The 13,364-nt window shown below is 60.1% G+C and carries 3 protein-coding genes; 2 read left to right on the plus strand and 1 reads right to left on the minus strand.

The window, feature by feature from the left end:
* Positions 1 to 59 precede the first annotated feature (59 nt).
* Positions 60 to 7,049, plus strand: coding sequence for an NEL-type E3 ubiquitin ligase domain-containing protein (locus PMI01S_RS25065; protein ID WP_084322804.1), 6,990 nt, complete (start codon positions 60 to 62; stop codon positions 7,047 to 7,049).
* 62 nt (positions 7,050 to 7,111) lie between these two features.
* On the opposite strand, the gene metH is transcribed toward PMI01S_RS25065, so the two are convergent.
* Positions 7,112 to 10,822 (minus strand): methionine synthase, encoded by a 3,711-nt coding sequence (metH, locus tag PMI01S_RS25070; RefSeq protein WP_084322805.1) that lies wholly within the window; start codon positions 10,820 to 10,822, stop codon positions 7,112 to 7,114.
* 155 nt (positions 10,823 to 10,977) lie between these two features.
* Between metH and PMI01S_RS25075 the strand changes: the two genes are divergently transcribed.
* Positions 10,978 to 13,272, plus strand: a complete 2,295-nt coding sequence (locus PMI01S_RS25075) for a fatty acid cis/trans isomerase (RefSeq protein ID WP_084322806.1) — start codon at positions 10,978 to 10,980, stop codon at positions 13,270 to 13,272.
* Positions 13,273 to 13,364: the final 92 nt, after the last annotated feature.

Here is a 13,364-nt window from a genome sequence, read left to right on the forward strand (position 1 = left end):
TACCGCCGGATGGCTGTGATGTCCTGATGCGCTCTCAATCGAGCATCAGGAGCAACATCATGCCGGACCGTTCCACGCCCACAGAGCCCGGGATTCACGTCCCCTTTATCAAGAGCCGCGTCCCCGACTGGACGCGTCACCTGACCAGCTCCCATCTCCAGGCCATGACGCAAGCGCGTAATCCCGCCCAGCGATTCATCGACACTTCCCCCGAGCTGTATGCCAAGGCGTCACAGGCCTTGCGCCAGGCTTTGCTCGACAGTCAGGCACAGAGCAACGCTTCCAGCCAGGCGCTGGCCACGACTCTCAAGGATTTCAAAGGCATCACCGAGTTCGCCAAGCCATTGCTGACGGATGCGTTGCAGAAAAAATTCGGTCAGGCTCCGGATGTTGTCGACACGGCGCTGTTTCATATGCGTTCGCCCAACCTGGCTGAAGAGCAGTCACTGTTGCAGGCGGCACTGCGTAACTTCGAAGAAGATGAGCCCTTCGACGGCGTTGCCCTGCAGGAGACCAGCGCGCTGGCGCCCGTAGGGGCACTGGAGCAGCACCTTTACGATGAAAGCACTCGCTACCCGTTCGCGAAGGTGCGCTACAGCATCCGTGACAAGTTATCGATCAAGCCCGCAGCGTTCGCCAGCCTGTGCCGGGAACTGGACGTGGGCAAGCAGTATCAGGACCATCTGAGTTCGGTATTCGATGCGCCCGACAAGGCTGCGACTGTACGCCAGCAGACGATTGCGGCGGACAAGGAGCGGATGCGCGTGCAGGCGCACATCGCTCGAATGAGGTCGGACATCGACGCCGCGGACCATGCCACGGTGTCAGCGATACTCGACGGTACCTCGGGGGCGCGCCTCAATGGGGAATCGGCCATTTACAGTCGGTTGCAGGTGTTCGGCTCGACGCTGAACGACGTGCTGATTATTGGCGCGGCATCGCGCAAAGTCAGAGCGACCCTGCAAAATCCCTGGCTCTTTGTGCTGCCGTTCACACCCGAACTGGCCAAGCTGATTCCTGATTCACGGATCATCGTCTACATTCCGGGTGATCCCGTCAGCCCCCTCAAGGCGTATGCCTCGGGCCGCGAGTTTGCCCGAGACCTTGCGATCAAGCTGCGCTCCGTCAGGTACCAGCGCTTCTTTGCCGGCTTTGTCGCACAAGATGAGTCAGGGCGTTTTTTCCACCGGCTCAAGCGCCAGCTCAAGGTCCAGAAGTGGGACCCGGCTCCGGTTTACCCCGGCCCGCCCTATGCGCCGGGCGCGTTCCTCAATGGCATGTATGTAGAGGTGTGGAACGAGAATGTTGACCTGGGGATGGATGAAACCTTCATTGATGGCGAAGTGTTTGCAGCCCGTTATGAGTTTCATCTGGCCAGGCTGAAGTCCAATGCCAGGTTGCTGGCAATACCCACCGCCGAGGTTGACCACGAAGCCTGGATAACGCGACTTGAACACTATGCCGAATGGGGTTTGAGCGTCTTGAACGTGGCAGCCTTTTTCGTGCCGGGGCTGGGTGAGGTCATGCTCGCCGTCACCGCCGTGCAATTGACCTACGAGGTTTACCAAGGGGCGGAGGCGTGGAAAGAGGGTGACGCCGAGGAGGCGTGGGGCCATCTCAAGTCAGTTGTGCAGAACGTAGCCTTCATGGCCGTGTTGGGCGCGGTCGCCAACAAGGCGCCGCCGATCATCAACTCGCGGTTTGTCAACGGGATGGCCAGGGTCGCCACGCCTTTTGGTGAATCGCGTTTGTGGAGTCCCGATCTGGCCCCGTACAAGAGCAGTGTGTCTCTGGAGGGTCTCGAGCCGAATGCATTGGGGCAGTATAAGGTCGGGGACAAGACCTGTATTCGACACGAGGGAAATGTCTACGAAAAGACCTTCGACCCGGTGTTGAAAAAATGGCGGATCCAGCACCCCGGCGATCCCCAGGCCTATCAACCGATCTTGCGGCATAACCGACTCGGTGCCTGGCATCACACCCTTGAACGACCGCTGGAGTGGGATCGCCCAACGTTGTTGCGCAGAATCGGGCCGCAGATGGACGTTTTTTCTGATGCGCAGTTACAGCAAATTGCCGAGGCCAGCGGGGTCAGTGATGATGCGTTGCGCCAGATGCACATCGATCTTCAGCCACCGCCGCCGCTATTGGCCGAGACCATCAGGTCGTTCAAGGCTGACCAACAAGTGAACGAGTTGATTGATCGGATCCGCAACGGCAATGAACTGGGCAGTGCTTACGAGGCTGTCGTACCGCTGGCTGTGGGGCTGCCAGACTGGCCCGTCGAGGAAGTATTGGAAGTCTTCGAGGGACCGGAACCCTGGGGGGCCTCGCAGCGCTTCGGTTCAGCGTCGGCAAGCAACAGTGTGAAGCCCACGATCAAGATCACCCGAGCCGAAGTGCAGGCCGGAAAATTGCCGGAGCGCGTATTACGGGCGCTAGACGAGCCACAAATCACCCGGTTGCTCGGCGCGCGCAGCGCACAACAAGGCGCGGACCGCGTGCAGATGTTCAGGGACAGCCTGGCCAACCGCGCCCTGGATAGCCAAAAGGCCCTGTTCGACCGACTGCTCACCGACCAGCAGACGACCAATGCCGATATTCAACGACTGCAGCGCAGTTTTCCCACACTGTCGCCGGAGGGGGCGCGACAGGTGCTGAGCAGTGCCAGTGCCGCCGAGCTGTCCCAATTGCGCAGCAGCGCAAAAATACCCTTGCGCCAGGCGCAAGAAATTCGCGCCCATTTACAGCAGGGCGCCCTGAACCGGGCGCTCTGCGGTTTACATCTGGAGAACATGGCGTCTGTGGCCAGCGATCGTCTGGCGTTGCACAGCCTGGAGCAGTTGCCCGACTGGTCGACAGATAGGCGCGTGGAGCTGCGGTCCGGCTCGATCAAGGGCCCATTGCTGGACAGCGTTGGCGGCGACAGTGCGACGATTCGCAATTACCTGGTCAAGGGCGACGGATATTTTCGGGCCTATGACACCCAGGGCAGGCCTCTTAACAACATCCCCGCCCATGGCCGCAATCTGTATGAATCGCTGCTGGAGTTCTTGCCCCAAGCGACACGGGCAACCCTGGAAGGCAATCAAGGCCAGGCCTTGCAAAAAAAACTGGCGAACCATGCCAGCACTCATCGCGACGACATGGCGCTGATCTTGAAACAGCGCCCGTTAAATGCCACCGGGCCGTCCCTGCGTCTGCCCAATGGCCGCCTGGGTTACCTGGCCAGTGGTCGTGGTGTCGGCTTCCACGATGGTGCATTGGTCTCCAGGGTACGGAACCTTTACCCGAACATCTCCGATGCGCATGCCAGTCAATTCGTCAGAAGCCGCCTGAGCGCGGGAGACACCGATCAGCAAGTGTTCAATCTGTTGAACAACCGTCAACGGGAATTCGACGCATTGGAAACCTCATTGAACACCTGGGTCGACGCTGTCGTGCCGGCCCCTGCTGGTGGGCAGTCTCGCCGGGTGATCGCCGATGGGTTGATCCAGTGCTGGCGTTATGGTCTTTACCGAGGGCTGGAGCCGGCTTTTGATCTGAATTTAAGCGGTATTGACACGTTGCCCGAGTGGGATGCCGACTTCACCCATGTGCGTAATGTGCAACTGGACAGTGGCCAGCTTATCGGGAACTCGGGCAATGAACTGCTTCAGCGGTTTCCAAAGATCAAAAAGCTGGATCTCTCCGTGAAAGTGCGGGACATGGCAGCCCTGGCCGAAAAACTGCCTGAATTGACCGAGATTACCGAGCTGACGCTCGATGGCGCATTGGAGACCTATGCACCGCAGTTGGTGCAGGCGCTCCAGGGCATGACTCAACTGGAGCAGCTGTCGCTCAGGGGCGATATGGGCGCAATGGACTTCGGCACGCTGACGAATCTGCGGTCCTTGAGGTTGGCGGGGAATCTGACCGAGTGGCCGACCGGGGTGTCGGGCCTGAACAGGCTTGAAACCCTCGATCTGCAGCGAATGCCGATCAAGTTGCTGCCTGACGAACTGTTCAGCGGGCGGGCGTCGATATGGCGGTGCTTGCAGCTGGATTGGGCGGCCCTGGAGCCGCAAGCTTTCATGAAAGCCTATGATTATGTGCATGACAACCCGGCACATCTGGTCGACGAACCGCAAATGATTGCCCAGTACTGTGGAGGGCGTTTGAGGAAGCTGGCACCGAATGATTACACCTTTGCATCAGACGCAATGGCGCGTTTCAGTCGCGACGGAGTATCGGGGCGGGCATTACTGGAACAGGTTGATGCACTGCACGAGCAGCATCTGGCATTCAATCAGTCATTGGATGCCTGGAAGGGCAGGGTTGTGCGGGTCGATGGCAGGCAAATGGAGATCTCGCACCGTGAGCTGATCGCTGAAAGAATCCGCGAATGCGCTCGCAAGGGACTGCGTTCCCGGTATTTACCTGCGGAACCTATGGCGGGCCCGTCGTGGTCGCGCGGTGACGCGGTGAACGAATTGTTGGACCTGACGGGGTTTGGGCCGCTGGGTGATTTACCCGCGCTTGGCGATACGGTCTTTCCTCATGTGCGCAGCCTGGTCCTCACTGGCAGCGGGCTTTCGAGCGTGCAGGTCAATGAGTTTCTGAGAGGATTTCCCCAACTGCGGTCCCTCAACCTCAGCTCCAACCAACTGACCGGACTGCCACAGGCCATTGATTCGCTCCGGGAACTCAGTGAATTGAACCTCTCATTCAATCAGATGAGAATCACGGCGTCAGCGCAAGCACGGTTGAACCGTTTGACCCACCTGAAAACGCTGAGCCTGGCGTACAACCGGGTCGATGCTCTTGAGGTCGGTTCGATGACCCGCCTGCAGAGCCTGGACCTGAGTCATACCCATATCCGCAGTTGGCCCGAAGGCGTGTTGTCGTTGCCCAACCTGCGCCGTCTGGCCTTGAATCACAGCGCCATTACTGACATCCCGGCAGCGGCCCTGACCGGGCATGATCAGCTGTTGATGGGGACCTCGCTGCAAGGTTGCCGGCTGAGCCCGCAAGCGGTGACGGCGGTGCGGGCATACGCGCAACGCACGGCGTCCCTCAACCCGATGGATATTTCACCAGTGCACCTGTCCGCCGGACGAACCGGTGGCGATCCGGAGTTCTTTCCGGAGGAGGTATCGGAACACCCGGACCTTTTATTGCCTTTGCACCTGGAACCAGGCGAAGGTGATTTGCCCCAGACCTCAGCCGCCAGGCTGCAGCGCCTTGATCCCCAGCTGGGTGATGCGCAAGCCGTTGAACGAATCGAAGCATGGCTTGCCCAGGGCATGACGGCTCTGGAAATTGAAGCCCGGCTGATTCAGTGGCAGCAACAGCAGATGCAATTGATCAAGCACTTGAATGACTGGATCGATGTCCCTGCCGTTCGCAGTCGCCAGGGTTGGGTGGGCGCGGTAGACCGCCGCCGGGCGGCTGATCAGCTCGTGGAGTGCTGGCGAGCCACCTTGCGAGATGTTCCTGCGGCGGAGGGAGCGCCGACTGATGCTGTCCTTGATTTTAACGGCCTGATCATCGGCGATTTGCCTGCCTTGCCGGTCACGTTCGAGCAGGTCGGTGCGTTGGACCTGAGCGGTGTCGGGCTCACGGAAAGCTCGGATGCGTTCCTGCGTTCGTTTCCCCGGCTGCGCAGTCTGACACTCAATCACAACGGCCTGGGCACCTTGCCCGAGGCAGTGGGGCAATGTGAACACCTCACCCGGTTGAGTGCCACGTATAACGATCTGCGTGCCAGTGATGAGTTGTCGCGCCAGTTGCGCTCGCTGAGGCATTTGCAATGGCTGGACTTGAGCGAGAACCGCATCGCCAGCTTTGATGTCACTGATCTTGAGCAGTTGCAGGGGCTGAATCTGAGCAACAACAATCTTTGGGAATGGCCGGAGGGTGTGCTGGAAGCGCCGGCGCTGACAACCCTCAACCTGAGTGGCAACCAGATAGAGGTCATTCCTCGCGCTGCCTTGCTGCCTCAGCACGAAACTTTGATGGCCGGCACCAACTTGACCGACAACGTCAATCTGGAACTGGATGAAATGTTACGACTGCAGGAGTACCTGGCGGACACTGGCCGTGGCTTGGGGTTCACCGCGCAAGAGATTGAGCGACTGCTCGAGGGCTACGGGCCTGAATCGGTCGACGGTTCCGAGAGCTCTGACTTGGAGGATCATCCCGACCATGAGATGCCGGAGGTAGAAAAAGCGCGGTGGTTTTCCGGCGTGGCGGCAGACTCGGAAAAACACCGGATGTGGAATGCCTTGATGGAGCAGGACACCACCCAGGACTTTTCATACATTCTCTCGCAACTTCAGCACACCCGGGACTTTGCCGCCGATCGCCTGGATCTCACGCAGCGCGTCTGGCGTGTCCTTGAAGCCGCTTATGGCGATCAAGCGCTGAGCGAACGGTTGATGGTTCTGTCGAAGGCATTGAGGAATCGCGCGACCTGTGGTGACGGTCGGATATTGTTGTTCAACGAGCTGGAAATCGAGGTCTATGAGTTCAATGCCTTGAAGGCCATTGCCCCCGAACACAAAGGTCGCGAGCTGCTGAAACTGTCGAGAAACCTGTTCCGCCTGGCGCAGGTCGAGGAGATCGCCAAAACGCGCATCCAGCTCAGGCCCGCTATCGATCCTGCCGAGATTCGCCTGGCCTATCGAATCGGTCTGGCTCAGCGTCTTGAGTTGCCCAGTCAGCCCAAAGGCATGGTGTATGAGAACCTGGCGCAGGTGGCGCCAGCGGATCTGGACGAAGCGTACGCAAAGATCATCGCCAAGGAAAAGACGCCCGTGTTCATCGAACAACTGACCGCGCGTAAATACTGGCGAGACTTTCTGGAGGAGAAATACCCTGGGGAATTTACCAGGGTGCAGCAGGGTTTCCAGGACAAGGTCAGTGAGCTGGAGGACAAGTACCCGGAGCTCAATACGGCCTACCTACAGGAGATGGACGCCCTGGATACCGTCAATAAAGCCAACCGCCTGCAACTGCTGACCACGCTCAGCGAGCGTGAGATAGCCGTGTTGGGCGCACAGGCCTGATCGGCCAGCCGTGGGCTCTGGAGTCAGTACATCTGCCTTCAGAGCCCACGGCTTCGGATCAATCAGTTGTCGTAGCCGAGGTTCGGCGCCAGCCAACGCTCGGTCACGCTCAACTCCTGGCCCTTGCGCGACGTGTAGCTCTGGACCTGATCCTTGTCGATCTTGCCCACGGCGAAATACTGCGCTTGCGGGTGAGCGAAGTACCAGCCGCTGACCGCCGCCGCCGGGAACATTGCATAGTGCTCGGTGAGGAACACGCCGCTGCGGCCGGCCTGCATCTCGCTGGCTTCAGGGTCGAGCAAGGCGAACAGAGTGCTTTTCTCGGTGTGATCCGGGCACGCCGGGTAACCCGGGGCAGGGCGGATGCCGGTGTATTGCTCTTTGATCAGCGCTTCGTTATCGAGGGTTTCGTCCTTCGCATAGCCCCAGTGCTCTTTACGCACTTGCTGGTGCAACCATTCGGCGCAAGCTTCGGCCAAACGGTCGGCCAGGGCCTTGACCATGATCGAGTTGTAATCGTCGCCCGCGTCCTGATAAGCCTTGGCCACTTCTTCGGCGCCGATGCCGGCGGTGGTGATGAAACCACCCACGTAGTCGGTAATTTCGCTGTCCTTCGGCGCGACGAAATCGGCGAGGGAGAAGTTCGGCTTGCCGTCGGTCTTGATGGTCTGTTGGCGCAGGTGATGCAGCTTGGCCAATGGCTTGCCGTCATCGCCGTAGACTTCGATGTCGTCGTCGCGCACCTGGTTGGCCGGCCAGAAACCGAACACCGCACGGGCGCTGATCAGTTTCTCGTCGATCAGTTTGGCGAGCATTTCCTGGGCGTCGGCGTACAGCGCGGTAGCGGCTTCACCGACCACTTCGTCTTCGAGGATGCGCGGGAATTTGCCGGCCAGGTCCCAGGAGATGAAGAACGGTGTCCAGTCGATGTATTCGGCCAGGACTTTCAGGTCGATGTTGTCCAGCACTTTGGAACCGGTGAACGTCGGTTTGACCGGCACGTAGGTGCTCCAGTCGAACTGCGGCTTCTTGGCGATGGCGGCCGGATAGCTCAGGCGTTCGGTGCGGGCGCTGCGGTTGGCGGTGCGCTCGCGAACGTCGATGTATTCCAGGCGGGTCTTCTCGACGAACGCCGGTTTCAATTCCTTGGACAGCAATTGCGTGGCAACGCCTACGGCGCGGGAGGCGTCGGTGACGTAGATCACCGCGTCGTTGCTGTACTTCGGCTCGATCTTCACCGCCGTGTGCGCCTTGGAGGTGGTCGCGCCACCGATCATCAGCGGCAGGTGGAAATCCTGACGCTGCATCTCGCGGGCCACGTGGACCATTTCATCCAGCGAAGGCGTGATCAGGCCGGAGAGGCCGATGATGTCGCATTTCTGCTCCTTGGCCACCTGCAGGATTTTCTCTGCCGGCACCATCACGCCGAGGTCGACGATGTCATAGCCGTTACAGCCCAGCACCACGCCAACGATATTCTTGCCGATGTCGTGCACGTCGCCCTTCACCGTGGCCATGAGGATCTTGCCCTTGGCTTCCGGTTTGTCGCCTTTTTCCAGTTCGATGAACGGGATCAAGTGGGCCACGGCCTGCTTCATCACGCGGGCGGATTTCACCACCTGCGGCAGGAACATTTTGCCGGCGCCGAACAGGTCGCCGACGATGTTCATGCCGGACATCAGCGGGCCTTCGATCACTTCGATCGGGCGCGCGAACGACTGGCGCGATTCTTCGGTGTCTTCGACGATGTGCGTGGTGATGCCCTTGACCAGCGCGTGTTCCAGACGTTTGTTGACGTCCCAGCCGCGCCACTCTTCGGTCTCGGCTTCCTTGACGCTGCCGTCGCCCTTGTACTTGTCGGCGATGGCGAGGAGGGCGTCGGTGCCTTCCGGGGTGCGGTTGAGGATCACGTCTTCGACGGCGTCGCGCAGTTCCACCGGGATCTGGTCGTAGATCTCCAGCTGACCGGCGTTGACGATGCCCATGGTCAGGCCATTGCGGATCGCATACAGCAGGAACACCGAGTGAATCGCCTCACGCACCGGGTTGTTGCCACGGAACGAGAACGACACGTTGGACACGCCGCCCGAGGTCAGCGCATACGGCAGCTCGTCACGGATGTAGGCGCAGGCGTTGATGAAGTCCACGGCATAGTTGTTGTGTTCTTCGATACCGGTGGCCACGGCAAAGATGTTCGGGTCGAAGATGATGTCTTCCGGCGGGAAGCCGACTTCGTTGACCAGAATGTCGTAGGAGCGTTTGCAGATTTCTTTCTTGCGCGCTTCGGTGTCGGCCTGGCCGGCTTCGTCGAAGGCCATCACCACCACGGCGGCACCGTAGCGTTTGCACAGTTTGGCGTGATGAATGAACTGCTCGACGCCTTCCTTCATGCTGATCGAGTTGACGATGCCCTTGCCCTGGATGCACTTCAGGCCGGCTTCGATCACTTCCCATTTGGAGGAGTCGATCATGATCGGCACGCGGGAGATGTCCGGTTCACCGGCAATCAGATTGAGGAAGGTCACCATCGCCTTCTTCGAATCGAGCATCCCCTCGTCCATGTTGATGTCGATGATCTGGGCGCCGGCCTCGACCTGCTGCAGGGCGACCTCCAGCGCTTCGGTGTAGTTGTCTTCACGGATCAGGCGGGCGAATTTGGCCGAACCGGTGATGTTGGTCCGCTCGCCGACGTTGACGAACAACGAGCTGCGATCGATGGTGAACGGCTCCAGGCCCGAGAGGCGGCACGCCTTCGGAATGTCCGGGATTTCACGCGGCGCATAACCGGCCACGGCTTTGGCGATGGCTTCGATGTGGCCCGGCGTGGTGCCGCAGCAACCGCCGACGATGTTGAGGAAGCCGCTTTGGGCGAATTCCTCGATGACCTTGGCGGTCTGCGACGGCAGTTCGTCGTACTCGCCGAATTCGTTCGGCAGGCCGGCGTTCGGGTGCGCCGACACGTGGGTGTTGGCCTTGTTCGACAGCTCTTCCAGGTACGGGCGCAGCTCACTGGCGCCGAGGGCGCAGTTCAAACCGACCGAGATCGGCTTGGCGTGGGCCACGGAGTTCCAGAACGCTTCGGTGGTCTGGCCGGACAGGGTGCGGCCGGAGGCGTCGGTGATGGTGCCGGAAATCATGATCGGCAGCTCGACGCCCAGCTCTTCGAACACCCCTTGCACGGCGAAGATCGCGGCTTTGGCATTCAGTGTGTCGAAAATGGTTTCAATCAGGATCAGATCGGAACCGCCTTCGATCAGGCCTTTGGTGGCCTCGGTGTAGTTCTCCACCAGTTCATCGAAGGTTACGTTGCGGTAGCCGGGGTTGTTGACGTCCGGCGACAGCGAGCAGGTGCGGCTGGTCGGGCCGAGCACGCCGGCAACGAAGCGCGGCTTGTCCGGGTTTTCGAGGGTTTTCGCGTCGGCGATCTTGCGCGCCAGGCGAGCGCCTTCTACGTTCAGTTCGTAGGCCAGTTCTTCCATGCCGTAATCGGCCATGGAAATCCGGGTGGCGTTGAAGGTGTTGGTTTCCAGAATGTCAGCGCCGGCATCCAGGTAGGCTTTTTCGATGCCACCGATTACGTCCGGGCGCGTCAGCACCAACAGGTCGTTGTTGCCTTTGACATCGCTCGGCCAGTCGGCGAAGCGTTTGCCACGGTAATCCTGCTCCTCGAGCTTGTAGCTCTGGATCATCGTGCCCATACCGCCATCGAGAATCAGGATGCGCTCTTTGAGGGCGTGCTTGAGAGCTTGAAGGCGAACACTGCGATCGGACATTGGGACTACTCGGAAAGACCATGACGAAGGGCCGGGATCATAGCAAACCTGTGCGCTTTTAGAGCATGTGCGGTTTTTGCATGAATATCGCTCATGTTGGCAGCGAGGCCATACCGGTAGAATCGCGGCGTTTTTTCACGATCAGGACCAGGGACATGTCTTTTCGCGTCATCAGCAGTGTTTTGCTGTTTTTAAGCTGGGGCGCCGCCGCGCAGGATCCGGCCGTTTCCGCTGCCATTTCTTATACCCGCGACATTCAACCGATCTTCACCGAAAAGTGCGTGGCCTGCCATGCCTGCAATGACGCCGCCTGTCAGCTCAATCTGGGCAGCGGCGAGGGTGCTGCGCGCGGCGCGTCGAAAGTCCCTGTCTACGACGGCGAACGCAGGCAGGCTGCCGCGCCGACCCGATTGTTTTATGACGCTTTCGGCAAGCACGCCTGGCAGCAAAAAGGCTTCTATCCGGTGCTCGACGCTCAGGGCAGCCAAGCCGCGTTGATGGCGCGGATGCTGGAGCTGGGGCACAAAACGCCGCTGACGCCCAACGCCAGGTTGCCGGAAGACATCGTCCTGGGTCTGAACCGGGAAAACAGTTGCGCGATGCCGGCCGAGTTCGACGGTTACGCCAGCGCTCATCCGAAGGAAGGCATGCCGCTGGCGGTCACCGGCCTGACCGATCAGCAGTACCAGACGCTGCAACGCTGGCTGGCCTCGGGCGCGCCGATCGATGAGCAAGGTCTGGTGCCGTCGGCGAAAGAAGCCTTGCAAGTGGTGCAATGGGAAAACCTGCTCAACTCGCCGGGCGCCCGCCAGAGCCTGGTGGGGCGCTGGTTGTTCGAGCACTGGTTCCTCGCCCACATTTACTTCAAGGACGGCGAGCCGGGGCATTTCTTCCAGTGGGTGCGTTCGCGCACGCCGACCGGCCAGCCGATTGACCTGATCAACACGCGTCGCCCGAATGACGATCCAGGCACCCAGGTGTATTACCGCTTGTGGCCGGTGCAGGGTGTGATCGTGCAGAAGACCCACATCACTTATCCGCTGAGCGCGGCGAAGATGGCGCGGATCAAAAGCCTGTTCTACAACGGCAACTGGCAGGTCAACGCCTTGCCGGGTTACGGGCCGGAGCGCCGGGCCAATCCGTTCACCACGTTCGAGGCGATCCCGGCGCAGGCGCGTTATCAGTTCATGCTCGATAACGCCGAGTACTTCGTGCGCACGTTTATCCGCGGGCCGGTGTGCCGCGGCCAGATCGCCACCGACGTGATCCGCGATAACTTCTGGGCGCTGTTCCAGGCGCCGGAACACGACCTCTACATCATCGACCCGAACTACCGCGGGCAGGCCACGCCATTGCTGGCGATGCCGGGCCAGAACGATGACGTCGGCAGTGTCCTGAGCCTGTGGCATGACTACCGCGACAAGCGCAACGAGTACGAGGCGCTGCGTCGCGACAACTACGCCGATGCGCCCGCGCCGAGCTGGTCGACCTTGTGGGCAGGCAACGATAACGCGCTGCTGACCATCTTCCGGCATTTCGACAGCGCCTCGGTGGACAAGGGCCTGATCGGCGAAGTCCCGCAAACGATGTGGCTGTTCGATTTTCCGCTGCTGGAGCGCACGTATTATCAATTGGCGGTCAATTTCGACGTGTTCGGCAACGTTTCCCATCAAGCGCAGACGCGCCTGTACTTCGACCTGATTCGCAACGGCGCCGAGCAGAATTTCCTGCGCCTGATGCCCGCCGATTCGCGGGACGGTTATCTCGACGACTGGTATCAGAGCGGCGGAAAATTCAAGATGTGGCTGGACTATGAAGCCATCGACAACGACAAACCGACCGCGCTGAAACTCGACGAGAAAGACCCGAAACACGACTTTGCGATGCAGCTGCTGGCTCGCTACGGCGAGCTCAACGCCAGGCCTGATCCGATCAACCGCTGTGACGGCGCTTATTGCTCGAGGCCGAATATCGATCCGGACCTGCAAAGTGCCGAGCAGGCCTTGAGCCGCCTGACGTCGCGCCCGGCAGCGGGCCTCAAAGTGATTGATCAACTGCCGGAAGCAACGATGTTGCGTATTGAGGCCAAGAGCGGCAAGCGTGAGGTTTACAGTCTGTTGCGCAACCGCGCGCACAGCAACGTGGCGTTTCTGCTGGGCGAGTCGCTGCGCTATCAGCCAGGGCTCGATACCCTGACCATTTTCCCCGGCGTGCTCAGCAGCTACCCGAACTTCATGTTCAACATTCCCGCCGGGCAAGTGCCAGCGTTTGTGGAGGCGATGGAAAATGCCAAGGACGCCAACCGTTTCGAGAAAATCGTCGAACGCTGGGGGATTCGCCGCAGCCATCCGCAGTTCTGGTTTTATTTCCATGACCTGAGCACGTACGTCCACGAAACCGACCCGGTGGAAGAGGGCGTGCTGGACATGAACCGCTACGAGAATCTTTGATCGACTTTTGATGAGGGCTCGGTGCCCCAGTTTCATGTATACCGCCGATCCCCTGTAGGCGCCGGCTTGCTGGAGATGGCTTCCTCGCAGTC

The sequence above is a fragment of the Pseudomonas migulae NBRC 103157 genome (assembly GCF_002091715.1).
Lineage (GTDB): Bacteria > Pseudomonadota > Gammaproteobacteria > Pseudomonadales > Pseudomonadaceae > Aquipseudomonas > Aquipseudomonas migulae_A.

What these genes read in the sequence shown, in the direction of transcription:
- PMI01S_RS25065 (WP_084322804.1), top strand. Translation starts at nt 60, where the DNA reads ATGCCGGACCGTTCCACGCCCACAGAGCCCGGGATTCACGTCCCCTTT.
- metH (WP_084322805.1), bottom strand. Translation starts at nt 10,822, where the DNA reads ATGTCCGATCGCAGTGTTCGCCTTCAAGCTCTCAAGCACGCCCTCAAA.
- PMI01S_RS25075 (WP_084322806.1), top strand. Translation starts at nt 10,978, where the DNA reads ATGTCTTTTCGCGTCATCAGCAGTGTTTTGCTGTTTTTAAGCTGGGGC.